The sequence below is a fragment of the Arthrobacter sp. P4_F10 genome, assembly GCF_056401435.1.
In genome coordinates, this window is record NZ_JBFUJJ010000010.1 from 96,772 (window position 1) to 122,170 (window position 25,399).

Annotated in this window: 25 protein-coding genes; 13 read left to right on the plus strand and 12 right to left on the minus strand. The window is 66.1% G+C overall.

Going from position 1 to position 25,399, the window contains the following annotated elements; genetic code table 11:
• The first annotated feature begins 101 nt into the window (after positions 1-101).
• From AC1DR1_RS12945 to AC1DR1_RS12965, 5 genes are all read left to right on the plus strand, one after another.
• Complete coding sequence (locus AC1DR1_RS12945) at positions 102-965, plus strand: hypothetical protein (RefSeq protein WP_476992694.1); 864 nt, start codon at positions 102-104, stop codon at positions 963-965.
• 186 nt (positions 966-1,151) lie between these two features.
• Complete coding sequence (locus tag AC1DR1_RS12950) at positions 1,152-1,712, plus strand: GNAT family N-acetyltransferase (protein ID WP_476992695.1); 561 nt, start codon at positions 1,152-1,154, stop codon at positions 1,710-1,712.
• Entirely contained in the window at positions 1,709-2,089 is a 381-nt protein-coding gene (locus AC1DR1_RS12955; protein WP_476992696.1) for a hypothetical protein, read from the plus strand. Before AC1DR1_RS12950 ends, AC1DR1_RS12955 begins: the two co-directional genes overlap by 4 nt.
• A 112-nt stretch (positions 2,090-2,201) precedes the next feature.
• Complete coding sequence (locus tag AC1DR1_RS12960; RefSeq protein ID WP_476966352.1) at positions 2,202-2,462, plus strand: hypothetical protein; 261 nt, start codon at positions 2,202-2,204, stop codon at positions 2,460-2,462.
• A 23-nt stretch (positions 2,463-2,485) separates the two neighbouring features.
• Complete coding sequence (locus AC1DR1_RS12965; RefSeq protein ID WP_476992697.1) at positions 2,486-3,019, plus strand: N-acetyltransferase family protein; 534 nt, start codon at positions 2,486-2,488, stop codon at positions 3,017-3,019.
• 18 nt (positions 3,020-3,037) lie between these two features.
• Here AC1DR1_RS12965 and AC1DR1_RS12970 read toward each other — a convergent pair whose 3' ends face one another.
• From AC1DR1_RS12970 to efeO, 3 genes are read right to left on the minus strand one after another with little or no spacing between them, the layout of a single operon-like run.
• Positions 3,038-3,694 (minus strand): hypothetical protein, encoded by a 657-nt coding sequence (locus tag AC1DR1_RS12970; RefSeq protein WP_229994043.1) that lies wholly within the window; start codon positions 3,692-3,694, stop codon positions 3,038-3,040.
• Positions 3,691-5,103 (minus strand): iron uptake transporter deferrochelatase/peroxidase subunit, encoded by a 1,413-nt coding sequence (gene efeB, locus AC1DR1_RS12975; RefSeq protein ID WP_229994044.1) that lies wholly within the window; start codon positions 5,101-5,103, stop codon positions 3,691-3,693. Before efeB ends, AC1DR1_RS12970 begins: the two co-directional genes overlap by 4 nt.
• Positions 5,100-6,290, minus strand: coding sequence for an iron uptake system protein EfeO (efeO, locus tag AC1DR1_RS12980; RefSeq protein WP_229994045.1), 1,191 nt, complete (start codon positions 6,288-6,290; stop codon positions 5,100-5,102). Before efeO ends, efeB begins: the two co-directional genes overlap by 4 nt.
• A gap of 232 nt (positions 6,291-6,522) precedes the next feature.
• Here efeO and AC1DR1_RS12985 point away from each other — a divergent pair, with 232 nt between their 5' ends.
• Positions 6,523-9,099: an AMP-binding protein gene (locus AC1DR1_RS12985; RefSeq protein ID WP_229994065.1), complete on the plus strand. Its 2,577-nt coding sequence runs from the start codon at positions 6,523-6,525 to the stop codon at positions 9,097-9,099.
• On the opposite strand, the gene AC1DR1_RS12990 is transcribed toward AC1DR1_RS12985, so the two are convergent.
• The gene (locus AC1DR1_RS12990; protein ID WP_229994046.1) at positions 9,042-9,881 is read right to left on the minus strand and encodes an alpha/beta hydrolase; all 840 of its coding nucleotides are present in this window, start codon (positions 9,879-9,881) and stop codon (positions 9,042-9,044) included. The genes AC1DR1_RS12985 and AC1DR1_RS12990 overlap by 58 nt on opposite strands.
• Before the next feature lie 148 nt (positions 9,882-10,029).
• Between AC1DR1_RS12990 and AC1DR1_RS12995 the strand changes: the two genes are divergently transcribed.
• Together AC1DR1_RS12995 and AC1DR1_RS13000 are read left to right on the plus strand one after the other, a co-directional pair.
• Positions 10,030-10,518, plus strand: coding sequence for a hypothetical protein (locus AC1DR1_RS12995; RefSeq protein ID WP_229994047.1), 489 nt, complete (start codon positions 10,030-10,032; stop codon positions 10,516-10,518).
• 663 nt (positions 10,519-11,181) lie between these two features.
• Complete coding sequence (locus AC1DR1_RS13000; RefSeq protein ID WP_229994048.1) at positions 11,182-11,970, plus strand: GNAT family N-acetyltransferase; 789 nt, start codon at positions 11,182-11,184, stop codon at positions 11,968-11,970.
• A 68-nt stretch (positions 11,971-12,038) separates the two neighbouring features.
• Here the strand turns inward: AC1DR1_RS13000 and AC1DR1_RS13005 are convergent, their stop codons facing one another.
• Both AC1DR1_RS13005 and AC1DR1_RS13010 read right to left on the minus strand, forming a co-directional pair.
• A complete protein-coding gene (locus AC1DR1_RS13005; protein ID WP_229994049.1) occupies positions 12,039-13,481 on the minus strand; it encodes an AAA family ATPase in 1,443 nt (480 codons plus the stop codon).
• A 51-nt stretch (positions 13,482-13,532) separates the two neighbouring features.
• Positions 13,533-14,291 carry a VOC family protein gene (locus AC1DR1_RS13010; protein ID WP_476992698.1) on the minus strand — a complete coding sequence of 253 codons (759 nt, stop codon included), beginning with the start codon at positions 14,289-14,291 and terminating at the stop codon, positions 13,533-13,535.
• A 1,293-nt stretch (positions 14,292-15,584) separates the two neighbouring features.
• Here AC1DR1_RS13010 and AC1DR1_RS13015 point away from each other — a divergent pair.
• On the plus strand, positions 15,585-16,328 hold the full coding sequence (locus tag AC1DR1_RS13015) for a GAF and ANTAR domain-containing protein (protein ID WP_476992699.1): 744 nt from the start codon (positions 15,585-15,587) through the stop codon (positions 16,326-16,328).
• A 24-nt stretch (positions 16,329-16,352) separates the two neighbouring features.
• On the opposite strand, the gene AC1DR1_RS13020 is transcribed toward AC1DR1_RS13015, so the two are convergent.
• The 4 genes from AC1DR1_RS13020 to AC1DR1_RS13035 form a co-directional block, all read right to left on the minus strand.
• A complete protein-coding gene (locus AC1DR1_RS13020) occupies positions 16,353-16,853 on the minus strand; it encodes a DinB family protein (RefSeq protein WP_364743646.1) in 501 nt (166 codons plus the stop codon).
• 102 nt (positions 16,854-16,955) lie between these two features.
• Positions 16,956-17,615: an MBL fold metallo-hydrolase gene (locus tag AC1DR1_RS13025; RefSeq protein ID WP_476992700.1), complete on the minus strand. Its 660-nt coding sequence runs from the start codon at positions 17,613-17,615 to the stop codon at positions 16,956-16,958.
• Positions 17,612-18,697, minus strand: a complete 1,086-nt coding sequence (locus AC1DR1_RS13030; RefSeq protein WP_476992701.1) for an S-(hydroxymethyl)mycothiol dehydrogenase — start codon at positions 18,695-18,697, stop codon at positions 17,612-17,614. Before AC1DR1_RS13030 ends, AC1DR1_RS13025 begins: the two co-directional genes overlap by 4 nt.
• Positions 18,698-18,821: 124 nt before the next feature.
• Complete coding sequence (locus tag AC1DR1_RS13035) at positions 18,822-19,079, minus strand: mycoredoxin (RefSeq protein ID WP_011692168.1); 258 nt, start codon at positions 19,077-19,079, stop codon at positions 18,822-18,824.
• A 166-nt stretch (positions 19,080-19,245) separates the two neighbouring features.
• Here AC1DR1_RS13035 and AC1DR1_RS13040 point away from each other — a divergent pair, with 166 nt between their 5' ends.
• A complete protein-coding gene (locus AC1DR1_RS13040) occupies positions 19,246-19,992 on the plus strand; it encodes an SOS response-associated peptidase (RefSeq protein ID WP_290369364.1) in 747 nt (248 codons plus the stop codon).
• A gap of 30 nt (positions 19,993-20,022) precedes the next feature.
• Here AC1DR1_RS13040 and AC1DR1_RS13045 read toward each other — a convergent pair whose 3' ends face one another.
• Complete coding sequence (locus AC1DR1_RS13045) at positions 20,023-20,445, minus strand: VOC family protein (RefSeq protein ID WP_229994056.1); 423 nt, start codon at positions 20,443-20,445, stop codon at positions 20,023-20,025.
• A gap of 14 nt (positions 20,446-20,459) precedes the next feature.
• Here AC1DR1_RS13045 and AC1DR1_RS13050 point away from each other — a divergent pair, with 14 nt between their 5' ends.
• Positions 20,460-20,786 carry a chorismate mutase gene (locus AC1DR1_RS13050; protein WP_229994057.1) on the plus strand — a complete coding sequence of 109 codons (327 nt, stop codon included), beginning with the start codon at positions 20,460-20,462 and terminating at the stop codon, positions 20,784-20,786.
• A 21-nt stretch (positions 20,787-20,807) separates the two neighbouring features.
• Here the strand turns inward: AC1DR1_RS13050 and AC1DR1_RS13055 are convergent, their stop codons facing one another.
• Complete coding sequence (locus tag AC1DR1_RS13055; RefSeq protein ID WP_229994058.1) at positions 20,808-21,194, minus strand: hypothetical protein; 387 nt, start codon at positions 21,192-21,194, stop codon at positions 20,808-20,810.
• Positions 21,195-21,396: 202 nt separating this feature from the next.
• Between AC1DR1_RS13055 and AC1DR1_RS13060 the strand changes: the two genes are divergently transcribed.
• Positions 21,397-21,732 (plus strand): DUF6504 family protein, encoded by a 336-nt coding sequence (locus tag AC1DR1_RS13060; RefSeq protein ID WP_229994059.1) that lies wholly within the window; start codon positions 21,397-21,399, stop codon positions 21,730-21,732.
• Positions 21,729-25,229: a DNA polymerase III subunit alpha gene (locus AC1DR1_RS13065; RefSeq protein WP_476992702.1), complete on the plus strand. Its 3,501-nt coding sequence runs from the start codon at positions 21,729-21,731 to the stop codon at positions 25,227-25,229. The genes AC1DR1_RS13060 and AC1DR1_RS13065 overlap by 4 nt, the downstream gene beginning before the upstream one ends.
• The last annotated feature ends 170 nt before the right edge of the window (positions 25,230-25,399 follow it).

Genomic DNA, 25,399 nt, shown 5'->3' on the forward strand with positions numbered 1-25,399 from the left:
TGCCGCGTGTGCTGCCATTTGCGTGCAAACTCGAGATTGTCGACGCCGCCAAAGGACGGCTGTCGGCCATTTCGGAGGAAAGGGCCTTTAGGATCAGGTCCATGGAGGAGCTAAATGGAGAGCGGACCCGGATCCTTGCGGAATTGGCTGAACGCGCGTGGGAGGACCACCGGCTGAAAACGGAGGTCGCGGACCGACTGGCGGCCGAGCGGTCGGCCGCTATTCCCCAGGAAAGACTTTTGGCTCTCGGATTCACGGAAGAGCGCCGCCGCGAAGCCGCGCTGTCCACAGCGAGGATAAGGGACTTTGAGCGCGCCCATGAGCGCGCACAAATAGCAGAGGGCCTCAAATTTTTCGGCAATTTTTCAACGGAAACGCTTTGGGTCTTCGACCAGGACTTGCAGTCCGACGGGCCATTCGCCGCCGCGATGAGGATTAGCCGGCACGACGGCAAGCCGAACCCAAGCCCCACATATCGGCACGGGGCCACCGAGGGTTTTGTGCGCCTCTTCCGGACCACGTTTTCAGGCGAGCGCTTTATCCGCGATTTCATCGTGTTCAGGCCCGAAAACTATGACATTATTCTGGACGCATACGGGGCATTTGGACTGACCGAATCCGTCGGCCTTACAGATTTGGCCGCGGAGAAGTATTCGCTGCCGGCGGTCGAGGATGTCCTGCTCGTAGGAGAGGCACTCCGCACGATCCAGCGCAGTCGGCAGCATAGTCTGGTGATCGGCACCGGCTACAGCGCTGGGGACGAGATGCATGAACGGTGCAGGCATCTCCAACACCTCACGCCAAATTTCGCCCGCTGGCTCCTCGCCGAATCGCCATCCGACCCGGAACTCGTCGCGAAGCTCTTCGTAGGACGCGGGGGCGTATTTGGATTAACCCTAGAAGGGCTGTCAGCCGATGAATTCCTTAGGGTCCTCAACCACTACCGGGAACGCCGAAAATACTAGTGCCAAAGCGGTGTGATCACCGCGTTGGGCGCATCTGCGCAGACCCTTGCAACGTCGGCGTCGGCTGAACCATTCGCAAACGACCTCTCCTGTACGATTTTCAGCACCGAACCGTCTGACCGGCGTCATGGGTTCCATGTAATGTCCCGCCCGGAAGCCGCAACTTCAAGCTACTAGGCTGCCAAGATGCTGGCCGGACGAGGAAACAATCTGGTGATCGATCCTGCGACGGTCGCTGACGCGGAGCGCTTCGCAGCCGACGCGCCATGGGCCCGGGCCGGCGAATGGCGTGTCGGAGGATCATCGCTGGTGGCCAAGAATAACGGAGAGCCAGCGGGAATCGTTGGCTCGGCCACCAACCGAATCCACCCGACTCGGGACCCTGTGCTCGTGTTCATCACTGAGCCATTCCGCCGGCACGGCATCGGGTCGGCTCTGGTGAACTCCATCAAAACTCGTCGTTCGATGCCGCTGTTGGTCAAAGCCCATCCGGGCACGCCTACCCACGAGTTCTACACGTCACTCGGCGCCGTGCGCTACCAAGTGTGCCCGCCTGAGCGGATCGACACCTCAAGCATTGGGGTGCGCCGATGGGCACTCGAAAACCGCCGCGACGACATCCGCACCGGTGACCGGCTAAGGCTGGATCAACTGACGGAAGCGTGGACGACAATGTATGAAGTTGTTCACGCGTCATGGGCGCCACCGGGGTGCGCACTAGCCTTCTCGCCGAATGTAGACCCATGATCCAGGAAGAACTGGATCCGTCCCGGAGTATGTTCGTCATCAGGAACGACCGGATTGCTGCGGCATGCTTTGTTTTCGGCACCGAACAGGATCCGGAAGTGGAGGCAATTTGCGAATCCCTGCATCCGGCCAACCGCTTGGCGCGCACCGACGTCGGCGCCTGCATGACAGAAGTACTGGTGAACGCCGGCGGTACCTCGGTCTTGTTTGACGGACACATCACCGACCCACACTTCTATCCGGCTCTCCAACGCATTCCGGATGTTACCGGGAGGACGCTGGAGCTCCTCGAAATCCCCGCAGCGCCACCTCTTCCCGCGATGGGCGAAACCAAACTGCTGGCGCCATTTCGCGGGCCTAAACGTCCCGCGAGTTGATTCCAGATTCAGCGAGCGATGCATGTGTCTCGCCAGAGCAACCGATTCGTGCTGTGATGTCTGCCAAGTGCTCAACGGAGTAGCTCAATAATCGAGATGCGGAGGGTGTGCCGTGGAGGAAGCGCCTCAGCTGCGCCCGCCCAAGTGGTGGCCCTGGGCAGTGGCCATTCTGCTGGTGATCGCCGTCGACGCTTTTCTAATCGGCTCTCGGACAGGTGAGTGCATCGACTACACGGCGGAGTCGGGCGCCGTCAGCACCTGCACGAGCGGCCCGGTCCTTGGGGCGGCAGGCACGTGGCTCCTTGCCGCGGTCAGCGTCCTCGTCATCAGCCATTTCGCCCGCCGCCTGGTGCGCGCCGCACGGCATCGGTGACCTCACTTGATAGATTCGCCACCATGACCACTCCGGACATCAGCGTCAGGGCCGCGACCGAAGACGACGCCGCACGGCTGGCCGAGGTCCATGTTGCGGCTTGGYGGGCCACTTACCGTGGAGTCATGACCGATGAGTATCTTGACGGTCTCGACGTCGGGCGGGCGGCGTCTGCCTGGCGCCGAAACATCCTGGAGCCCAAGGAAGGGACGCACCACCTCGTCGTCCAAAGCGGCAACCAGGTTGTGGGCTTCGCCATCCTCGGTCCTGCTGCCGGCGACTCGGATCAGGGAACCGGTCAGCTCCACGCGATCAATGTGCATCCGGACTGCTGGGCGCAGGGCGCAGGCTCCGTCCTGTTTGCGGCCGCAGAACAAAAGTTCATCGAACTCGGCTATGAGCGGGCGTTTCTGTGGGTGGAGAAAAGCAACAATCGGGCCATCAGTTTTTACACCAACCGCCGCTGGCTCGACGACGGAGCGACGCTGGAAGACACCAGATTCGATCCGCCTGTGGCTGAGAACCGCCACAGCCGGACGTTCCCGCCCGCGCGGTAGCCGACGGACTCGCCGGCGTCAGGCTCCCGTCCAGCGCCGCAGCGTGCTGTTGAGCAGTCCTACCAGCACGGACGTCCACCAGCAGGTTTGAGAGATGCACAAAGCCGCGAGCAAGCGCGCCCGCAGCCCGGCCGCCACCGCCGTGAACAAGGTTTCCGGCGGCAGTTGGTGCAGTTGCTTCATGGTTTTGGTCAGGACCAGCCCGTTGAGCATGAGGACCAGGATGCTGACGAGTTTGATCTGCGTCGGAGGGCTGGACAGATCGGGGTGCAGCAATGCCCCGGAGATGAGCAGGATGGCCAGCCCGCCCCAGATCAGCGGTTGCGCGGCGGAATCGAGCCGCCGGGTGTCGTGGACGTCGCGGCGGCCCAGAAGCCACAGCAAACCCACCCAGTCGAGCACCAAGATGGCTCCGAAGGACAGCACGAGGGCAAGGATGTGGCCCGCGAGGGCAATCCGGTGGATCTCCGGCCCGGGGTCCAGGAACCCGCCGACCAGTACGGACGCCAGCCACGCCGCCGAGCACCCCACTCCCAGCAGCACGAGTTTCAGAGTGGACGTGGCCGTTGGTCGTACCGGCCCGCCGATGCCGGGTCCCGGAAGCTCCGTGCCGGTGGGTTGGCCTGTTCCCTCGGTTCCGGGCGGACTGCCGGCATCGGTGAGGGCCGCCGTCATGCGAAGAGCCCTTCGCCGATGAAGCCCCCCGCCCTGGTTCCCGGGGGAACCGCAAACAGGCCCGAGCCGGTGTGTTTGAGGTATTCCAGGGCCAGTGTGTCCTCCTTCGCCATGGCCAGCTGCATGGGCACGTAGTGGGTCCTCGGGTCTGTGACGAAGGCGATGAAGAACAGTCCGGCGTCGAGGTGCCCCAGGCCGTCCGAGCCGTCGGTGTAGTTGTAGCCGCGCCGGAGCATCTTGACGCCGTCGCTCTGGCTCGAGTGCGCGAGCCTGACGTGGGCGTCCAGCGGGATCAGTGGTTCCCCGCTGCGCCCCTGGATCTCGAAGTCGGGGGCGGTGAATTCCTCGCCGCCGGAGAGCGGGGCCCCGGCGCCCTTGGTGCGCCCGATCAGGGCCTCCTGTTCGCGCAGCGAGGTGCGGTCCCAGATTTCGATGTGCATCCGAATCCGGCGCGCCACAAGGTACGTGCCGCCGGCCATCCAGCCCTCTTCCGGTCGCGTTCCCCGGCCCGCCCACACGTGCTCGTCCAACAAGGCGGTGTCCTCGGCTTTGAGGTTGTTGGTGCCGTCCTTGAAGCCGAAGAGGTTCCGCGGGGTGGTCTGGGACCGTGACGTGGAAGATGTCCGGCCGAAGCCCAGTTGGGACCAGCGCACGCGCGTTTGCCCGAATCCGATGCGGGCCAGGTTCCGGATGGCATGGACTGCCACCTGGGGGTCGTCGGCGCAGGCCTGCACCACGATGTCGCCGCCGGTGCGTCCGGGCTCCAGGTCGTCGCCGGGGAAGTGCGGCAGGTCGATCAGTGCGTCCGGGCGGCGCCCCTGGAGTCCGAAGCGGGCCTTGCCGTCCTTCTCGAACAGGCCGGGGCCGAACCCAAAGGTAAGCGTGAGTTTGCCGGCCCCCAGGTCCAGGGCCTCGCCCGTGTCCTCGGGCGGGGCGTCATAGGGGCCGTCGACGGCGCCGCTGCTGCCGGTGCTGCGTCCCGCGGTCATCGCCGCGGCGGCGGCGGTCCAGTCCTTCAGGAGCCGGATGAGCTCCGCGCGGTCCTCCGTGACGACGTCGAACGCTGCAATGTGAAGGCGGTCCTGGGCCGGTGTGACGATGCCTGCCTGGCGGTCACCATGGAACGGGATGATGTCGCCGGGCGCTGCCAGCGGCGCGGCCGCTGCCGCCACGGCGTCGTGGCTGAGGAAGCCCGCCGCCAGGCCGGCGACGGCGCCCGCGCCGCCGGCACCTGCGAGGGACAGGAGCCCGCGGCGGGACAGCCGGCCCTTTCCCGGACCGGAGGCTGCCGGCGGTGCTGGCGTGGCCGCTGCTCCTGCTGCCTTGGCTGATTCCGGTGCGTTAGCTGATTCGGGGGTGCCGCCGTCGGGCGTCTGGCCGGGGGTGCCGCCGAAGGGGCAGCCGCTCACAGGACCACTGCCGACGTGAGCTTGGCGAGCGGTTCGCCCAGGGCATCGACCAGGGCGGCGAGCTGCTGGACTTCGGTCTGGCTGAGCTCGTTGTAGTACGCGAAGCCTTCGCCGGTGGAGTGCTGCTTGAGCCCGGCCTGCAGGGCTGCGAACTTGGCCTCGAGCGCCTCGGACAGGGCCGGGTCCTTCTGCTGCAGCACGGGCTTCAGGCTTTCGAAGGCGATCCTTGCTCCGTCAACGTTGGCCTGGAAGTCCCAGAGATCGGTGTGGGACCAGATTTCTTCCTCCCCGGTGACTTTGCCGGTGGCTACTTCGTCCAGGAGCTCCTTGGCGCCGTTCCCGATCTTGTCCGCGGTGAGCTCCACGGTGCGGGTCCGCTTGGCCAGGTCCTCGGTGTCGGCAACGAGCTGCGTGGCGATGGCGGCACGCTCCGCCTTTGTCTGCGGGGTGTAGCTGGCCGGCGGGAACAGGTCCTTCTCGGCCCGGTGCCAGCCCGTCCATTCCTGGCCGGGTTCGAGGTCGGCCTCGCGGGCATCGAGCTTGGGGTCGAGATCCCCGAACGACTCGGCAACCGGCTCGATGCGCTCCCAGTGCATACGGGTGGCGGCATAGAGCCCGCGGGCCTTCGCGGCATCTCCAGCAGCGTAAGCCGCGGCGAACGCCTTCGTCCCGTCCACCAGCTGGTCGGTCTGGTCCTTGACGTAGGCGGAGTACTGGCGGGTGCCGGTGTCCAGCAGCTCCTGAACATTGGCGTCGACGGCGGGGCTGCTGCCGGAGTCCGTGACGTCGAAGCCGGCGCGAATGCCGTCGCCCTGCATTCCGGGCTTGCAGGACGTGGTGTACTTGCCGGCGGCCGCGGTGACCACCAGATTGCGGCTCAGGCCGGGGCCGATATTCTCCACTTCGCCGATGACCCGGAGTCCGTCCTCGGCCAGAAGGTAGAAGTCGGCGGCCTGGGGGCCTTCGTTCTTGACGGCGAACGTCAGATTGCCGCTGGCGACCTGGTTGGCCGAGACCTTGCATTCGGTCTGGGTGCTGGTGACCTGGATCGGTCCGGCGGCTGCTCCCGGGGTCTTTGAGTTGGCCATGCAGCCGGCGAGGGCCAGGGGAGCGGCGGTTACCGCCGCAACCAGCGCAAGTGTCTTCCGGAACCGGGGAGCGGTTTTGGGCAGGGTGAAACTGGGCATAGGGGATTTCCTTGGATCGGTCGGGTGGAACGTGCGGTTGAGGCGGAAGCGTGTGGGCCGTTGTACGTGCGGGTTCCTCGAGCGACGATGCTGAAGAAACCCGTACTTAGGTGAACCTAAATAAGGAGGATACCCACTCCGGGCGATTACGCAAACCTTTCATGCCCTAATTTGGCTTAGGCAAGCCTAATCTAATAACATCGTCCGGGTGACCACGCAGCAGCTTGATTTCATGCGGGTGCCCTTTGCCGCCGATCTTGCGAGCTACGGGGACAGCCCTGCCATCCTGACCGACACCCTGGCAATGACGTACCGGGAGCTGGCGGATTGCGTCGATGCCTTCGCCCTGCGCCTCGGCACCACGCGGCGCCTCGTGGCGCTTTCGGCAGCCAACGACGTCGATTCGCTGGTTGCCTACCTGGCGGCGCTCGTAGGCGGCCACCCCCTGATCCTGTTGCCCGAAGACAAACCGGCCGCCCTGGAATCCCTCGTTGCGGCCTACGACCCCGACGTCGTCGTCCGGGCCGGCAACGGCCAACTCCTGCTGGACGAGCGCCGGGCCGGTACACGGCACGAACTGCACCCGGACCTGGCACTCCTGCTCAGCACGTCCGGATCCACGGGCTCGCCTAAGCTCGTCCGCCTCTCCCATGCAAACCTGCAGTCCAACGCCGAGTCGATTTCCGAGTACCTGAAAATCGGCCCGGAGGACCGTGCCGCGACGACACTGCCCATGTCCTACTGTTACGGGTTGTCTGTGATCAACAGCCACCTGCTCCGCGGTGCCGGGCTGGTCCTGACCGACTTTTCCGTGGTTGATCCGTGCTTCTGGGAGCTCTTTCGACAGCGTGGGGCCACGTCCTTCGCGGCCGTTCCGTACACCTTTGAACTGCTGGAGCGAATCGGGTTCGAGGACATGGACCTGCCCAGCCTGGGCTACGTCACCCAGGCCGGGGGCCGAATGGCGCCGGAATCGGTGAGGAAATATGCGGAACTGGGCCGCCGAAACGGCTGGGACTTCTTCGTCATGTACGGCCAGACCGAGGCGACGGCCCGGATGGCGTACCTCCCTCCGGAACTGGCGGCGGAGGTCCCGGGCGCGGTGGGCATTCCGGTGCCGGGCGGTTCGTTCAGGATCGACCCGGTGCCGGGGTTGGAACACGGCGAGCTCGTCTACACCGGTCCCAACGTCATGCTCGGCTACGCCGAAAGCCCGGCGGATCTCGCCGCGGGCCGCGCCATTACCGAGCTCCGCACCGGCGACCTCGCCCGGCTACACCCGGCGGGCGTCTACGAAGTGGTGGGGCGGCGCAGCCGGTTCGTCAAGATCGTGGGACTTCGCGTTGACCTGGGGCAGGTGGAGCGGCTCCTGGCCGACCTCGGTGTGCAGGCTGCCAGTGCCGGAACGGACGACGGCGTCGTCGTCGCCGTGGAAGGCGACCACGACGCGCACCTGCTGGGCAAGGTCCTGGCACAGGGGATGGGGTTGCCGCGCGCGGCCCTCGAGGTGCACGCCGTCGAACATCTCCCGCGCCTGGCCACGGGCAAACTGGACTACCAGGCCGTCCTGGCCCTGTCCCGGCTTAAAGCCGTGGCAGCACCTGAGGCCGCGAGCGTTAGCGGCGCGCCGGACAGCGTCCGGAAGATCTTCGAGGACGCCCTGGAGTGCGCCGAGATCGGCGACGGCGACACCTTCGTCTCCCTGGGCGGGGACTCACTGTCCTACGTGGCCGCGTCGGTCCGCCTGGAACAAGCCCTGGGCCACCTCCCGCCGGACTGGCACGTGACTCCGGTCAGGGACTTGGAGCCGCGGCCGCGTACCGCACCGGTCCGGAAGCGTCGACGGTTCTTTGCGCCGGTCGAAACGAGCATCGTGCTGCGGGCCGTGGGGATCGTCCTGATCGTAAGCACACACGTCGGCCTGTTCAGTTGGCAGGGTGCCGCCCACGTACTCATGGCCGTGGCCGGCTACAACTTCGCCCGCTTCCAGCTCTCCGGGAAACGGGTGCCGCGGCTGAAGCGGCAGCTGGGCAGCGTGGCAAGAATCGTGGTGCCGAGCATGGCGTTCATCGCGGTGGCCTACCTGATCACCGACAACTACGCGCCCGCCAATATCCTGCTGCTCAACGCCATCCTGGGGCCGGAGGCGGTGACCACCCAGTGGCACTTCTGGTTCATCGAAATTCTTGTCTACCTGCTTGTGGGGGCGACGGCGCTGCTGGCCATTCCGTGGGCGGACCGCGCCGAGCGGCGCTTCCCTTTGCTCTTTCCGCTGGCGCTGACCGGCGCGGGGCTTTTGACCCGCTTTGAGCTGGTGAACCCCGGAGTGCCGCACACCGCTCCTGCACTGTGGCTCTTCGCGTTGGGTTGGGCCATTGCGCGGTCCCGGACCGTAGCCCAGCGTTGCATTGTCTCGGTCATTGCGGCACTGACCGTTCCGGGGTTCTTCGAGAACCCGGGCCGGGAGTGCACGCTCCTCGTCGGAATCCTGCTGCTCATCTGGCTGCCCAGCGTCCCGGTGCCCAAGGGCCTCCGCCGCCTCACGGTGGTGCTGGCCAGCGCCTCCCTCTACGCGTACCTGGTCCACTGGGTGGTCTATCCGCCGCTGGCCGGGATAAGCCCCGCGCTGGCCGTAGCAGTCTCACTCGCCGTGGGAGTAGCCTACTGGGCGCTCTGTATGCGCGTGATGGGCGCAGTCAGCCGACGGCGGGCACGCGCTGCCGGGCGCTCTTCGCGCGCTCGCCGCCGGCGTCAAGTCAGGTTCTTGCCCAGGAACGCGAGGACATCCGGGAGGATGGAGCGCCAGTAGCCGCCGTCGTGGCCGCCAGCCTGGAAGCCTCCCTCGTGTTCACCTGGAAGGTCCTTCACGTAGTCCTTGACGCTGAAGAGCAGGTTGTCCGCCGTGCCGCAGTCGATCCGTTTCGGCAGCGGCTCCAGCTCCGGCCGGAGGGCAAAGATGTCGTTGGCCGCAAAGTCCGCGGCGCTGTCGAAGTTGTCGGACCGGCCGGCGTCGTACAGGCTCCAGACGGCGGGGCTCATCGCGGCGACGGCGCGGAGCCCGGGGACGCGGTGCTGGGAGGCCAGGAGCAGGGCGCCGAAGCCGCCCATCGACAGGCCGAACACGGCGAGCCTGCCGGTGTCGGCGCCCCGGCCGGCCAGCAGGGGGAGGAATTCCTCCACCAGCATGGCCTGCGTGTCTGTTCCGGATTCCCGGCGATGCCACCACGATTCGCCTCCGTCGATGGCAGCGATCGCGAAAGGCGTCCCTCCCCGGGCCACATGCCGGGCCAGGACGCCGCCCGCGTCCAACTCGTCGAAGACCATGCGGTGGTCCGCGCCCGTTCCGTGCAGGAACAGGGCAACGGGCCAGGGGCCGGAGGGTCCGCCGCCGGTGGATCCGGGTACGGCCAGTGACCAGCCCGTGGGTTCCTGCGGCCGGAACCGTGAGGTGAAGCTGCCGCTGCGCATGGCGATGGGTGCGGCTGGCGGCTCCTGGCTGGACGCGCCCGGGCCGGCGCACCCCGCGACCGACGCCGCTGCCACGGCGCCGAGCCCCAGCAGGCTGCGTCGGGAAATTCCGGGTGATCCCATGGCCCGATCATAGGCCCGACCCGGCAGTGGGGGAGTTGTTGCCATGCGGGCGGCGGCTCAAATGGGTCATGGCACACTCCGGCAACAATTGCGGTACGAATTCGGGACAACAGTGGGGGTTTGCCGGTGTACCAGCGACACTGACGGCATGGCTTTTCACCTGAAGGACCGTGAAGGGCGCTCCGCGATCTGTGCCACGATTGGGGCACTGGTGCTGGTTGCCGCGACCTCGGGGTGCTCGTCCACCACGGGCGGGGCGCCGCCGTGTTTACCGCCCGCCTATTCGCTGACCCCGACGGAAGCCAAACCGGGGCAAAGCGTGACGGTGGCAGCGCCGGACGCCGACTGCAATCCCCGCTACGGCAAGAACGCACGAATCCAGGTGAGCGTCACCGACGCAACAGGGGCCGAAGTCGTCAACACCACCTCCGCCATGAACGACGCCGGTGGGTTCAGTTACACGTTTGTCGTACCCGCCCGGACCGCCGTGGGGGATGCCGCCGTAACCGCAGTGCCTTACAACATTGACTGGTGCGATGACACCGGCAGGAACAACCGCGTGGCGGGAGCACGAGACGTGCCCTTCGTGCGGGTGTCGTGTGTGGTGCCTGTGAAGCCCCTCGCCATCACCCGCTAAGGGACCGCCTCCGCGGAGGACACACCGGCTTGGTCCTATACTGGCGTTCAATTGCCGGCCTGACCACCGGGGCAGCAGGAACGCGGCAGGTAGCGTCGGGTTTACTGAGGGGGCTGGGCAGGATATGGGGCGTCGAGGAGAGATCGCTCTGGCGGTCGTAGCGGCAATCGTCGTAGGCGTTGCCGGCTTTTTCACGAATGTCCATTTTCAGAATGAAGCCAACATTAGACAGATGAAGGCAATCGCGGATCGGCTTCAGACTTCCCCCGGGTGGGAACCCATCGGAGGGACACAAGCACCCCTGGGTGGGGCGTTTTGCATCCCAATTGACGGACCATGCGCAATCTATGCATACAGGTGGGACACGCACAGGCCGTACCGCGCCGGTGATCTGGAGCGATACATCGATCAGGTTGGACTGACTCCCGACGAGTACAAACCGTGCCTCAGGGAACGAAGAATTAACGCAGGAGGCCTGATGTGCCGGGGCGTCGGGAGGATCGACGGCTGGGACGTACGGATCACCATTGACGACTATGGCCCGGCGTCCGACAGTTACACGACGCAGATCGTGGTTGAACGCTACGGCTACTGAAGGTCGACGCCGAGGCTCCTGAGGTGCCGTCTCCAGGTCCGAATCAGGACAATGTACCGTGGAGGCCGATGACTCTTTCTGAAGAACTTCTTACGGCGTACGACCAGCAACTGCGAACGGATGCCGAGACACCCAGTGCCATCGCCGTTGAGCGGCTGGGCCCGTTACGCCTGGTGACCTTCGCAGGCGGCCGAGGCTTCGTGACTTATCAGGACCTCGATGGGGCCAGTGCCCGGACGATCGCGCATTGGGTGGCCGAGGCGCTCGCGTTTTACCGCAGCGATCCGGCAATCGTGCGGGTTGAGTGGAAGACCCGTGGCCACGATCATGCACCCGGACTCCATGTCGCACTGCTGGAGAACGGTTTTGAGCCCGATGAGACCGAGTCGATCATGATCGGGCCGGCCAGAGCGTTGAATGTGGACGTGCAGCTGCCGCCCGGCATCAGCCTGCGGCGGGTGACCGAAGAACGGGACATTCGCGCCATGAGCGCAATGCAGGACGAGGTTTTCGGCACTAACGTCTCCGACGGCAATGCCGATGCAATCCTGCGTCGCGTGGCTCTGGACGACGGTATGGAACTGTGGGTCGCCGAACATGGTGGGGCGATTGTCAGTGCGGGCCGCCTCGAGCCGGTACCGGACACGGAATTCGCGGGCATCTGGGGCGGGGCAACGCGGGCAGAATGGCGCGGCCGGGGTATCTACCGGGCGCTCACCGCGGCCCGGGCTCGAGCCGCGCTAACGCTCGGTAAGAAACTCATCCACAGCGACTCAACAGAATATTCGCGACCGATTCTGGAACGCTATGGCTTGCACCGGGTGTCAACAACCACTCCGTACCGCTGGCGGCGCTGACGGCCCGCGCGCTGAAGATCTCCATCCTTAGCTGACCGGACGATTCGTCTCCAGATCCAGGCACTTTCCTAGCGCCCGGAATGAAAGGTTGCCGGCGGCCCGGGGAACGGTCCTCCATTGCCCTCGGTGTCGCCCTCGGCGCCGCTGCCGAGGAGGCTTCGGGTGAGGGCGGCGCCGTCGGCCATCAGGTCATCCACAGCCTTCCCCAGATGGTTGTCCGCGACCGGCATGTCTTCCAAGGCGCCGGCAACGACCGCCCGGCGGACGAGTTCGCGTGCGAACGAGGCGGTGGTGCCTTCGGTGCGGGCTGCGGCATCTTCAATCGCGTTCGGGCTGAAGGGAATGCCGCGGGCATACAGTTTGATCAGCGAGACCCGCTCCGCCTGGGCAGGGAGGGGAATTTCGACGGCCAGGTCCACACGCCCGGGACGCTGTGCCAGGGCGCGTTCGAGCATGTCCACGCGGTTGGTGGTGAGGATGAACGCGACGTCGGCGTCGCTGGCTAAACCGTCCATGGCGTCCAGCACCTCGAATAGCAGCGGTTGGGGTCCGTGCCCGAAGCTGCGGTCCTCGGCGATCAGATCGCAGTCCTCAAGAACGACGATGGAGGGCTGCAGCGCCCTGGCCATGGTGGCGGCTTCTGAGATCCTGGCGAGCGATCCTCCCGAGAGAAGGATTGCTGTGACACCGTCGCTCCGGCTCAACAAATACCGCACCGTGTGGGTCTTGCCGGTCCCAGGCCTGCCATAGAGCAGGACGCCGCGCTTGAGGTGCTGGCCGTACTTGTTCAGAGAGTCCCGGTGCTCCGCGATACCTAAGGTGTGGTCGGAGACTTTCTCCAGCAGGCCACCGGGCAGGATGACATCGGAGGCGGCAAGGGCCGGCCGGGCGTGAAAGGTCACCCCGGCGGCGCTAGGACCATACTCGCCCATCACCAACGAAATGACCTGCCCCTTGAGCACGCTGCGGTGTTGCATCCGCCGGCGGAACTCCGAGAGGAAGCGTGCGGCCTGATCTGTAGCGTCGGCCAAAACTTCAAGGGAAGCTGACTGACGGCCATACCGGGGGTTGGCGTCCCGCTGCAGCACCGCGATCGGGCTGCCTCCGTAGCTGAAGAGCCACAGTCCCAGGGCCACGGCCTGCCGCTGTTCGTCCGGACCGACAGCGAGGTTTGCGTAGTCCGGCTGGGACAGGGGGTATTGAGGAAATATCTGGGACTGCTGCAACATGTCGCTCAGCGAATTATGGTGCCTTTGGTCTCCGCCGCCGATCCCCACGAGCCGGAACTCCGGGTCCTCTGCAGCGAGCTCTTCCATGAGGATGTCTGCGTCCACGAACCGGTGCGGCGGAATCTCCTCAACCACCACAGCCACTGATTCTGCCTGGACCGCCAAATGCTCGGTGAGCGTGGTCAGCAGCTGGGTTCCCCGCTGAATCCGGTGCTGCCCGGACTGCGCAAGCTCCACCAGCCGCGCGAAATTGTCGATGAACTTCCCCAAATTTTCATCCATGGGCTGACCCTACCAGCGCCGCAATCGGTTGGCGCTGCTCTCCAGGAAGCGTCAGCCTGCGGTTGCACTGACCGCGATGGTGCCGCCCTGGGGGTCCCTGATCACGGCGCTGCGGAATCCCGGTGTGTCCATGGGTGCCATCAAAATGCCGCCACCCAGTGCTACGGCGTGCTCGGCGACGGCGTCCGCGTCGCGGACAGCGAAATTGACGCTCCAATGCGGCGGGACCGCGACGCCGTCCGTGGCCGTCACGACCGCCACGACCTGACCCGAGCGCAGCCACAGCGAGAAAGGAGCGTCCGGCACAGATTCCAGTACCCAGTCGAACATTTCGCCGTAGAACGCTTGGGCCCGACCGATATCTGTGGTGTGCAGCGAGCTCATGGCCCAGGAATTGGGCTCATTGGCCAGCTCGGCACCGTCGTTCTCGCCGGCCTGCCGCAAACAGAATGGAACGCCGGTGGCGTCGGCGAGCATAGCAATGCGGTGACCGGAGCCGGCCCCAATCTGTCCCAAGGGCTTGCCTCCCGCCTGCTCGGCACGAGCCAGGGCTTCCCCGACGTCGTCGACACGCACGTGGGTGATCCACCCCGGAGGCGATAGCGGCGGTGCCTGTCCGATGCCGGCCACCAGCCGCCCGCCCAGGCGCGCGGTGTAGTAGTCGCCATCGAAACCGGACGGCATCGGCGTTGGGTCGTCGAAACTCCAGCCGAAGAGCGGACCGTAAAAGTCTCGGGCCGCCCGCGGATCTGGCTGCAAAGTGTCGACCCAACACGGCGCACCGACTGAGGAGGTATTTCGCGCTGTCATTGAAGAAACCCTTTCGACCGGGCCACGTGGGGCGGGAATATTGTTTCCCATGCCCGCGCATTCGAGCAAGACCGCACTGGCGCCTACAGAGTTCCAGAACGGTGCCACAATCCCCACAGCGGAAATATGGCCTCTTTTATTGGCGGCCAGGGGCTGGGACCGAATCTGCTGGAACTCCATACCCGCGCAGGAAATCGCCGTCACCCGCGAGACCCGGCTCCCCGTGCGGTACGCTCACAAAGATATTTTGGCTATTGGGGGGACCATGAATAAGGGAATGAAATCTGGAATTGCAGTCGTAGCGCTCAGACCAGGAAGTCCGTAGCATGATGACCGTTGAGCGAATGGTGAAGGCCGGCAAGACCGTCCAAGAGATCCAGCGCTACTACCCGGAGTACTCTCCGTCCACCAAGTAACGCTGTCGCCCCACTTCGGACGCGATCCGCTGTGCATGAGTGCAAAGCGTTCGGATTCTCAAGATGTGGAACCACAGGCCTGCGTCGACGGAAAAGTCGCATGTGAATTGTTACTCTCTTTTCCTTTTGTGCGGCAAATGCAATTGCTATTCTGAATTTGGTCAGGCAGAGGCTGCTCACTTCGTTGCGGGGAGTTACTGTCTTATGCCGACCAGACTCGATGTCACCGACACAGCCGGCGCGGACTCTCTGGCGGTCGCCCTGAAGCCACTCGGCTATCTGACCGTCCGCAGCGCCGCCGCCTCACCGGAGCCTGGTAGGGGCGGTGTCGCATGATCGGCACAGGGTCACAGAGGCGCCCCGGCACTAGGATCTTTTACACGTTCCGGCACTGGCCGCAGGTGCCGACTGGCGACCTCCTGCAACTCCGACAGGCGCTGGCGAGTAGCCAGGAGCCGGAAGACCAAGACGCCGCCTCCGAGCTCCTGCGGATCATCAACGCGGAACTGCGCGGGCGCGGCCGGCGCCGCGAGTGGCGTCTGGCCCTCATTGGCGCGCGGTCACGCCGCCGGCACGCGGGCAGACGGTCCGGCAAACAGGACCAAAAGCCTGATCCTGGCCTCCCCTAGACCAGCGCGGATGCGGCCCTGTGAAAACAAATCGGGGGTGGCCGCATCCGCGCTAAACGCACTCACAGTGCAAAGCATTGCACTTGCTYGGCCGGCGCCTGACGGCGTGGACGGGCGGGCAGGTCGCCACCACGTAACGGGCGTGGTGCCCGGCCTCGGCGGCCGATGAAGCCGGGCAATAAGACCCGTCCTCCCTCGGTGCCCGCATTGTACGATCATTTGGGGGCGTGCGGCCGGAAGGAGCCGGAGTGGAACTTGCAGGGCAGCGTTTTGTTGGCAGGACCGCGGAGCAGCTTCAAGACCTCGTGCTCTCAAGCGAGGATCTGGAAGAATTTTTGGGCGAACTGGCCCAGCACGCGGCCATTGGGCTATCCCACGCAGAGCGCGAAGTCATCGGCGCCGTAACTGTGGCGAGGCCTAAGAAACCCGCCGCGACCGGTGCCGGCAGCCAGAGGGCATTTGAACTTGAAGAGCTTCAGGCCGCGGCCGGCGAGGGCCCCTGCATCTCCGCGATGAGCGGAGCACACACCGTATATGTCAGGGACGTGACCCGAGAGGGCCGGTGGCCGGAATTCGGTCAAGCGGCTGCGGAGCGGGGCTATGTTGCCGTCCTGGCGGTCCCCATCGATCTGGACGGCGAATGCCGGGCCGCCCTGAGCTTCTACGCCACTCACCGTTCCGGATTTACGGACGGGGAAATCCTCACCGCGGAAAACGTTGCCCGGCAGCTCTGCCTGCCCCTGCGTCTGAGCCTGCGGATCGGCCGCCTCCAGGAAGCCCGCGACGACCTCGCATCCGCCATGAAGTCGCGTACGGTCATCGACATGGCAATCGGCGTGGTCATGGCCCAGAACCGGTGCCCCCCGGATGAGGCGTTCACATTGCTCCGCGAAGCCTCCAACGCCCGCAACACCAAGCTGCGCGAAGTCGCGGCATCGATCGTGGCTGCAATTGCCGGCACCACGGACATTCGTTCACGCTTCGATTTGTAGGGGACGCCTGAGCGGCCGGGGCCGTCAGGAACGTGCAGCGAGGATCTGCTCGCGCAGAATGTCCGCGTGGCCGCAATGCTGGGCCAGTTCCCTGAGCATGTGCAGGTAGACCCACCGCAGCGGCAGCGGACCGCGGCGGTTGCCGCTGACGACGTCGTCAAGGTCGAGGGAAGCGGCCCGGCGGCGTGAGTCCTCGCAGGCCTGGACGTAGGCGGCCCGGAGGCCCGCGATGGTGTCGTCCTCCTCGAGGGTGAACGATTCATCGGGCGTGGCCGGAATGCCGATTTCCTTCCGCGTCCTGCCCGTGATGGCCTCGTCAAACCAGACCTTTTCGACGAAGGTGGAGTGCTTGAGAAGCCCCAGGAGAGTGGTCCTTGACGGTACCAGAGATGCCCGGGCCTCCGGCTCTGAGAGCCCGTCGAGGCAGGCCTGAAGATCCGCACGGTGCTCATCGAGGAAGGCATCGAACTGGGTCCGCATGTCTGCGGTGAAGGTTGCCGGATCCATGCTGGGGTTTGGTCTCATGGCCCCACATCCTAGTACCAGCCGGCCGGGTTTCGGGGGACCCGGACCCGCCCGTGCGGTCCTGGTCCCCACGAATCCGACACGGGCGGACCGGGATCGCGGTCAGTGCCCCCGCGCGATCCATTCCTCAAGGTGCGGAGCTTCGGCGCCGATCGTCGTCGGGTCCCCGTGCCCGGTCCGGACCATCGTGTCCGCCGGGAGCGGCAGGAGCCGGTTCCGGATGGAATCGATGATGGTAGGGAAGTCACTGAAGGATCGTCCGGTTGCTCCCGGGCCGCCCTTGAACAGCGTGTCCCCGCTGAACACCGTGTTTTCATGCTCTGCGCCTTCCAACTCAATGCCTTCGCTTTCGAGGAGGAAACACACGGACCCCGGCGAATGCCCGGGGGTGTGAAGCGCCACCAGCCTCGCCCCTGCGACGTCGAAGGTGTCGCCGTCGGCAATGGCGTGGTCCGGCTCGGTGCCGGGGAACACCCGCTCCCACAGCATCCAGTCATCCCGGTTCAGGTACACGGGGGCGTTCACGAGCGCGCGGACCTCGCCCACGGCGCGGATGTGGTCGTCGTGGCCGTGCGTGAGCAGGATCGCCGTGACCTTCCTTCCCGCCACAGCGGCGGCGACGGCGGCGGGATCGTGGGCCGGGTCGATGATGACGCATTCGGCGTCATCCCCGAGGATCCAGACGTTGTTGTCAACCTCCCACGTGCCGCCGTCGAGCGAAAACGTCCCGGAGGTGACCAGCCGGTCGATCCGGACGCTCACAGCTCCACCACCGAGCGCAGCACCGCGCCGGCGTGCATCTTCGTGAAGGCTTCCTCGATCTGCTCGATCGTGATCCGTTCCGTCACGAAGGCGTCGAGGTCCAGCTTGCCCTGCCGGTAGAGGCTGATGAGCGTGGGGAAGTCGCGCGAGGGAAGGCAGTCGCCGTACCAGGAGGACTTCAGCGAGCCGCCGCGGCCGAAGACGTCCAACAGCGGGAGTTCCAGCGTCATCTCGGGGCTCGGCACGCCCACCAGGACCACCGTGCCGGCGAGGTCCCGGGCGTAGAAGGCCTGCTTGTACGTTTCCGGGCGGCCGACGGCGTCGATCACCACATCGGCGCCGAATCCGCCGGTCAGTTCGCGGATTGCCTCCACGGGGTCGACGGCGGACGAATCCACCGTGTGGGTTGCGCCGAGCTCCGTGGCGCGCTGGAGCTTCTTGGCGTCGATGTCGACGGCGATCACGGTGGTGGCGCCGGCGAGCGCTGCGCCGGCGACGGCTGCCACGCCCACTCCGCCGCAGCCGATCACGGCGACTGAATCGCCGCGCTGGACGTTTCCGGTGTTGATCGCCGCGCCGATGCCTGCCATGACGCCGCAGCCGAGCAGGCCGACGGCGGCGGGATCGGCGTCGGGGTCCACCTTGGTGCACTGGCCGGCGGCCACGAGGGTCTTTGCGGCGAAGGCGCCGATGCCCAGCGCGGCCGTCAGCTCCGTGCCGTCCTCCAGGGTCATCTTCTGGGTGGCGTTGTGGGTGTTGAAGCAGTACTGCGGCTGACCTCGCCTGCAGGCACGGCACTCGCCGCAGACGGCCCGCCAGTTCAGCACCACGCGGTCACCGGGGGCGACCTCGGTGACGTCCGGTCCCACGGCACTGACAACGCCGGTGGCCTCGTGGCCGAGCAGGAACGGGAAGTCGTCGTTGATCGCGCCCTGTTTGTAGTGCAGATCGGTGTGGCAGACGCCGCAGGTCAGGATGTCCACGAGGGCCTCGCCGGGGCCGGGGTCCGGCACCAGGATCGTCTCCAGGGTGACGTCGGCATTCTTGGAACGGACTACTGCGGCCTTGACTTTATGGACCATGAAACAAGCTCCTCTGCTCTGAACGCGGATTTCTCGCACAACTTACTGGCACAACGGGCGGCGGCGCGGCCCTTTGGAGGCCGCGCCGTCGTGGGTTGGTGTTGTCCTTGGATACAGGAAGGGACTAGGCCGCGAGCCGGCTCTTGACCTCTGCTGCGGAGGGGTTCGTGGCGGCGGTGCCGTCCGGGAACAGCACCGTGGGGACGGTGCGGTTGCCTCCATTGAGCTGCTCGACGAGATCGGCGGTGCCTTCGACTTCCTCGATGTTGATCTCGGTGTACCCGATGCCCTGCGCGTCCAGCTGCTTCTTCAGCCGGTTGCAGTAGCCGCACCACGTGGTCGAAAACATGGTGATGGTGCCGGATTCGGGGGTGAAGTCCACGAAGTTCTCCTCAAGCTTGTGGTTGGGGCCGGCGAGTACGGCCGGGCGCCCACTGAAGTCATACGTCACTGCCAACAACCGTACCCCGCAGCCCGCTATTCCCGCAGGCACAGGGCGGAGCCAGGGTGCGGATGACATGGAATGGGCGCGGTGGCATGCTGGTGCCATGTGTGGACGCTACGTGATGGCCCGGGCCGTCGGAGACCTGCTGGCCGAATTCGACGCCGGGCTGGAGGACGAGATCGCGATTCCGCCGTCGTGGAACGTGGCCCCGACGGCGGATGTGCCGATCCTGCTCGAACGGCTGGTGGACGGAGAGCCGGTCCGCCAACTGCACATTGCGCGCTGGGGTCTGGTGCCCTCCTGGGCCAAGGATCCGGGAATCGGGTCCAAGATGATCAATGCCCGCAGCGAGACGGTGCTGGAGAAGCCCGCCTTCCGGAAAGCGACCCGCGCCCGTCGCTGTGCCGTGCCCGCGGACGGCTACTACGAGTGGAAGGGCGAGGGCCGCAGCAAGCAGCCCTACTACGTCCATCCCAAGGACGGGCACCCCATTGTCTTCGCGGGTCTATATGAATGGTGGAGGGACCCGTCCAAGGCAGAGGGCGACCCGGAGCGCTGGATGCTCTCGACCTCGATCATGACCACCGACTCCCCGCCGGAGGGCTACGCCGGGGGGATGCTGGCCGAGCTGACCGCGCTGCACGACAGGGTTCCGCTGCCCATGAACCGCGAGACCATGCAGACGTGGCTGGACCCGCAGGCCGATGACGCCGCCGGACTCGTGGACCTGGTCCGGGCCGGGGCGCACGACGTCGCGGAAGGCTGGACGATCGACGCCGTCGGCACCGCTGTCGGTAACGTCAAGAATGACTCACCGGAACTCATCCAGCCGGTGGGGGGCCTGTTCTAGCGGCGGCGCCCTCAGGTCCGGTACCAATAGTCAGAGCGTCACTGTGCCGCCGCCGTCGACCGCCCAGCCGGGGTTGAAGGCGATCTCCCAGCGGTAGCCGTCGGGATCGGCAAAGTAGCCGGTGTAGCCGCCCCAGGGCTGGGTCTTCGGTGCCGCGACGATGAGGGCTCCCGCGGACTCGGCTTCGGCCATCACCCAGTCGACTTCCGCCGTGCTGGCCAGGTTGTGGCTGAGGGTGATGCACGCAACGCCGGCAGGGGGATCCGTGGCCGCTTCGGACTGCATTTGGCCCGCGTCCCAGAGCGAGAGGATCAGTCCGTGGTTGACCTGGATGAAGAGCACCTCGCCGGGGACTTCCCGGTGGACCGGCCATCCCAGGCCATCGACGTAGAAGCGGCGTGAGGCGTCAACACTGCGGACACCCAGCGAAATTAAGTCGACTCGTGGCTGCATCTTTCGATACTGTCATGCACATGCCCACAAATCACGCAGACGACAAGACCGCCCAGGCCGACCGGGAACAGCTCGCCGCCGTGCGCGTGGCTGTTGACGAGGTGGACGAGCAGATCGTGTCCTTGATCGGGCGCCGCGAACGGCTGATCCGGATCGCCGGGACCCTCAAGGCGGACAGCGCGGAGGTCCGTGCGCCCGGGCGCGTGGAGCGGGTCATCGAACACGTCCGCGCCACGGCGGAACAGAAGGACATCGACGTCGAACTCGTCGAGAAGACCTACCGGGCGATGATCGACGCCTTCATCACCCTCGAGCTGGAAGTGTACAAGTCCACTTCATAGCAAGGGCTTGTTGGAACGTGCTTAGAGGGACTCTTCGACAGGCACGTTGGCCTGGTATTCCCGGCCGTCACAATCGCTGAAGGCGGTCATGAGGTGGCCCTTGGGCAGGCCCAGCACCGTCGCGATGGGGAAGTTTCCGGTGATGGTGTTCCCTGAGTGTTCCACGCCTGTGAGGTCGAAGTTCTCTTCCGTGCCGTCATGGTTGAAGAAGTAGAAGGAGACCGCCTCGCCGTTCATGAACTCAATTCCCAGTCTGCGTTGATGGGAATAGTCCGGCTCGGCCGCGAGCAGGCCCACCACGTAGGCGCCTTGCCCCGGGATATTTCCGTCGATATCGAAGGTCGCCACCAAGGTTGAATTCTTGGCGGCGACCTTTACGTGCTTCAGGAGTGCGATATGGGAGCTCATGGCTCAATCCTGCTACCTGTGCCATCGTCCGTCCACCCCCGATCTGGGTTTTGTCGCCTTTCCGACGTAGACTGAATTTATTCGAAGATATGTTCGAATAAATCAGAAACGCTAGAAGGCGGCATCTAGAAGACGGAATCTAGAAGACGGAATCTAAGCGGGGACTGGGCCGGCTCCAGCCCGGACTGGGTCGGGAGGCAACGTGGGCATGTTCAGCGAGTCCGTGGATGTTCTCTGCACGCCCTCGGGCCAGCCCCTGCGCCTCGACTGGGCCGGCCGGCGCTACACGGTCTGCGCGGAACCCGTCCGCTGGTATGAACGCCGCCAATGGTGGGCGGAGGAAAGCCGGGCGCCGCTCGGGAGCGGCCCGGGCCTGGTGGATCACGAGATCTGGCGGGTCCAGGTGCGTGCCGCCGGGGACCACGCCGCGGCCTCCACCCTCACCCTTGACCTGACCCGGCATATCAGCAGCGGCCGGTGGCGGCTCCTGAGGATCCACGACGCCCTGCAGCCCCTCCGGAAGCCCGAAACAGCATGAACTTCACCCATTTGCATGTCTCCACCGCCTTCAGCGCCCACTATGGCGTCTCCTGGCCGGATGAACTGGCCGGCGCGGCCGCAGCCGACGGCGCCACCGCGCTGGCCTGCACGGACCGCGACGGGCTGTACGGCACCATCAAGCACCTGAAGGCGTGCATGGCAGCCGGGCTCGATGCGATCATCGGGGTGGACCTTGCGGTCTTTGACGACGACGGTGACCTCCGCACCCTGGTCGGGGGACGCGTCGTTGTGCTGGCGCACGGCCACAACAACGGCGCCGGCTACCGGGCGTTGTGCCGGCTGATCTCCGACGCCCATGCCCGCACTACGGGGAAGGTGCAGGGAGCGGTGCCGGTGGCCGTCACCCGGGCGGAACTGGCCTCCCGCACCCTGCACCCGGAAACCCTCCAGCCGGTCCTGACAGTGCTGATCGGCCCGGACTCCGACGTCGGCCGGGCGATGGGCGGCCGGCGTTACCTGCGGCCCCGCACCCTGTTCAAACGCTGGCTGGACGCCATGCCCCCAGGGACCCTGGCCGCCGAGGTTGTGTCCCAGCTCAGCCCGCCAGGGGAACCGCTGAGCACCGCCCATGCGGTGCGCATGCTCAAGCTCGCCGCAGAGCACGGGGTGCCGGCCGTGCTGAGCAACGCCGTGCGTTATGTGGCCGAGGACGGCGCGGCCACCGCCGATGTGCTGGACTCGGCCCGGACGCTTAAATCCCTCCCCGAGCTCTCCGCCGCCCCGCTGCTGCAGCCCAACGGGCAGGGCTGGCTCAAATCGGCGGCCCAGATGCTGCAGCTGGGCAAGGAGATCATCCACGCCGCCGGCTACGGCACGGCGGACCTCAAACGGCTCCTGGCCCAGACCGAGGCGCTCGCGGACCGCTGCCGCATGGATCCTGTGGCTGACATGGGCTGGAAACAGCCCGTGGTCCCGGAAGCATCCGTGATCGGGATCGACGGCGACGCGCTCGCCGAACTGACCCTGCGCTGCGAGGCCGGCATCGGCCGCCGCTTCCCTGGAATCTCCGGGCAGCGGGAACAGCAAATGCGGACCCGGCTGGGGCACGAGCTCCGGATCATCGACACGCTGGGCTTCGCCTCCTACTTCCTGACCGTCGCAGAGGTCTCCCGGATGATCCTTGCCCTGGGCGTGAGGGCGGCCGCGCGCGGTTCGGGCGCCTCCAGCCTGGTCAACTACCTGATCGACATCAGCCAGGTGAACCCACTCCAGCACGACCTCATCTTTGAGCGCTTCCTCTCCCGCGACCGTGCCACGCTGCCCGACATCGACATCGACGTCGAGAGCGCCGAAAGGCACAACGTCTACCGGAAGATCTTTGAGCGTTTCGGCGCCGAACGCGTCACGCTGATGAGCATGCAGAATGGCTACCGCGCTCGCGGTGCCGTGCGCGATGCCGGCCTGGCCCTGGGCATGGACGACGGCGAGGTCGGGGAAATCGCCAAGCAGCTGTGGCGGTTCTCGGCCCGGCACTTCCGCGAAGCCCTCGTGGAGAAACCCGAGCTGAAGGAATTCGCGGACCGGGTGGAGCAGCGCGGTTTCACCGAAAACCAGCAGCTGGACCTGCTGGTGGACCTCACGGAGCGGCTGGACCGGCTGCCACGCCACATCTCCATGCACCCGTGCGGCGTGATCCTCGGCGATGCCACCCTGCTGGACCGCACCCCCGTCCAGCCCAGCGGCCTGGGCCTGCCCATGAGCCAGTTCGACAAGCACGACATGGACCCCATGGGCATGCTCAAACTCGACGTCCTGGGTGTCCGGATGCAGAGCGCCATGGCCTTTGCGGTCCGGGAGGTGATCCGGCTGCACCCGACCAAGGCCGAGGTGGTGGCCGCCGGCGCGCATCCGGCCGGCCCGGACGGGACGGGCCCGGATTACATCGCCGAGGACGGGCGCATCGACCTCAACGCGGTCCCGCTCGATGACGAGCCAACCTTTGAACTGATCCGAAGCACCCACACCCTGGGCTGCTTCCAGATCGAATCCCCGGGCCAGCGCGAACTGATCGGGAAAATGGCTCCCCGGGATTTCAACGATCTCATCATTGACATCTCGCTGTTCCGCCCCGGCCCGATGAAATCTGACATGGTCCGGCCCTTCCTGGAGCACCGGCATGGATTCGCCCCCGAGGTCTATCCGCATCCCGACCTCAAACCGGTCCTCAAGGAGACCCACGGGGTCACGGTTTTCCACGAACAAATCCTCAAGACCTTCGACGTCATGACCGGGTGCGGGCTGGCGCGCGCCGACGAGTTCCGCCGGGCGCTGGGCAATGAGGTGCTGGAAGCCAGGGTGGAGGAGTTCTTCCGGAAGGAGGCGCGGACCCGGAACTACAGTCCCGAGGTGGTGGACAAGGTCTGGGGCACGCTGAAGGCCTTTGGCAGCTTCGGGTTCTGCAAGGCCCACGGAGCCGCCTTCGCCGTGCCCACCTACCAGTCGGCCTGGCTCAAGGCGCACCACCCGGAGGCCTTCCTTGCAGGGCTCTGGGAACACGACCCCGGCATGTACCCCAAACGCCTGCTCGTGGCCGAGGCCCGCCGGCTGGGGATCCCCATCCTTCCCCTCGACATCAACCGGAGCCAGGCAGAGTACCGGGTGGAGCGGGTGGAATCCGGGCCGGACCGGGGCAGGCTGGGCATCCGGCTGAGCCTGAACGGCATCTTCGGGCTCTCCGGCGCCGAGCTGAAACGGATAGTGGCCGGCCAGCCCTACGACTCGCTGGCGGACCTGCGCGCCCGGTCGCGGCTGAGCAGGCCCAGCATCCAGCGCCTGGCCCAGCTGGGCGCCTTCGATTCGCTGCACCGGGCGTCCGGGGGAGCCGCCAACCGGGCGGACCTGGTCCAGCACCTGCAGAAGCTCCAGGCCCGCCCCCTGCGGAAGGGCGTGGAGGTCATTGAGGGCCAGCTGGCGTTGCCGCTGGGGGACGTGGAACTGAGGAACCTGTTGGCTGTGCTGCCCGCGCCCAGCATGGTGGACAACGTCCGGGCGGAACTGGACCTGATGGCCGTGGACGTCAGCGAGCACCTCATGACCAGCCACCGCCCGCTGCTGGACCGGCTCGGCGTCATCACAGCGGACAAGCTGCTGGGACTGCGCAACGGCACTGATGTGCTGGTTGCCGGGGTCCGTGTGGCCACCCAGACCCCGCCCATGCGGGGCGGCCGGCGGGTGGTGTTCATCAGCATCGACGACGGCACGGGCTGCGTGGATTCGGTCTTCTTCCACGAAGCGCAGGAGCAGTCCGGATCCTTGCTGTTCGGCACCCGCCTGCTGCTGATCCGCGGCACCACCCGCCGGACCGGGCCGCGGGGGATCAGCATCAGCGCCAGCATGGCCTGGGACCTCAGCCGCCCGGAGTCCCTGCCGTTCCCGGAATCCGTTGCCGGCGCCACCGTCCAGCACGAGCCTTACCTGTCCGGCCCCCTGGACGGGATCGGCAGGAACCTCGCCATCACCGGGCTGGGCGGCTGACCGCCCGTCGGTGCGGCCACCGCGGGGCTGAGGCGCGGCTGCGGCTGGGCTGCGGCTGCTCTAGGTTTACTGCCCCGGCGCGTTGGTTGGCCTCTGGAGAAACCGATAGCATGGACGAGGCTGGCTGTGGTCCCCGTACGCCACAAGCTACGAAGCCTTAACTTTGAATA

Bases quoted from the DNA above. Each gene is read 5' to 3' on its own strand.
- AC1DR1_RS13055 (WP_229994058.1), bottom strand. From the start codon at position 21,194: ATGAGCTCCCATATCGCACTCCTGAAGCACGTAAAGGTCGCCGCCAAG.
- efeO (WP_229994045.1), bottom strand. From the start codon at position 6,290: ATGCCCAGTTTCACCCTGCCCAAAACCGCTCCCCGGTTCCGGAAGACA.
- AC1DR1_RS13045 (WP_229994056.1), bottom strand. From the start codon at position 20,445: ATGCAGCCACGAGTCGACTTAATTTCGCTGGGTGTCCGCAGTGTTGAC.
- AC1DR1_RS13010 (WP_476992698.1), bottom strand. From the start codon at position 14,291: ATGACAGCGCGAAATACCTCCTCAGTCGGTGCGCCGTGTTGGGTCGAC.
- AC1DR1_RS12995 (WP_229994047.1), top strand. From the start codon at position 10,030: ATGGCTTTTCACCTGAAGGACCGTGAAGGGCGCTCCGCGATCTGTGCC.
- AC1DR1_RS12950 (WP_476992695.1), top strand. From the start codon at position 1,152: ATGCTGGCCGGACGAGGAAACAATCTGGTGATCGATCCTGCGACGGTC.
- AC1DR1_RS12990 (WP_229994046.1), bottom strand. From the start codon at position 9,881: ATGGGATCACCCGGAATTTCCCGACGCAGCCTGCTGGGGCTCGGCGCC.
- AC1DR1_RS12970 (WP_229994043.1), bottom strand. From the start codon at position 3,694: ATGACGGCGGCCCTCACCGATGCCGGCAGTCCGCCCGGAACCGAGGGA.
- AC1DR1_RS13020 (WP_364743646.1), bottom strand. From the start codon at position 16,853: ATGAGACCAAACCCCAGCATGGATCCGGCAACCTTCACCGCAGACATG.
- AC1DR1_RS13050 (WP_229994057.1), top strand. From the start codon at position 20,460: ATGCACATGCCCACAAATCACGCAGACGACAAGACCGCCCAGGCCGAC.
- AC1DR1_RS13030 (WP_476992701.1), bottom strand. From the start codon at position 18,697: ATGGTCCATAAAGTCAAGGCCGCAGTAGTCCGTTCCAAGAATGCCGAC.
- AC1DR1_RS12945 (WP_476992694.1), top strand. From the start codon at position 102: ATGGAGGAGCTAAATGGAGAGCGGACCCGGATCCTTGCGGAATTGGCT.
- AC1DR1_RS13000 (WP_229994048.1), top strand. From the start codon at position 11,182: ATGACTCTTTCTGAAGAACTTCTTACGGCGTACGACCAGCAACTGCGA.
- AC1DR1_RS13005 (WP_229994049.1), bottom strand. From the start codon at position 13,481: ATGGATGAAAATTTGGGGAAGTTCATCGACAATTTCGCGCGGCTGGTG.
- AC1DR1_RS12985 (WP_229994065.1), top strand. From the start codon at position 6,523: ATGCGGGTGCCCTTTGCCGCCGATCTTGCGAGCTACGGGGACAGCCCT.
- AC1DR1_RS13065 (WP_476992702.1), top strand. From the start codon at position 21,729: ATGAACTTCACCCATTTGCATGTCTCCACCGCCTTCAGCGCCCACTAT.
- AC1DR1_RS12955 (WP_476992696.1), top strand. From the start codon at position 1,709: ATGATCCAGGAAGAACTGGATCCGTCCCGGAGTATGTTCGTCATCAGG.
- AC1DR1_RS13040 (WP_290369364.1), top strand. From the start codon at position 19,246: ATGTGTGGACGCTACGTGATGGCCCGGGCCGTCGGAGACCTGCTGGCC.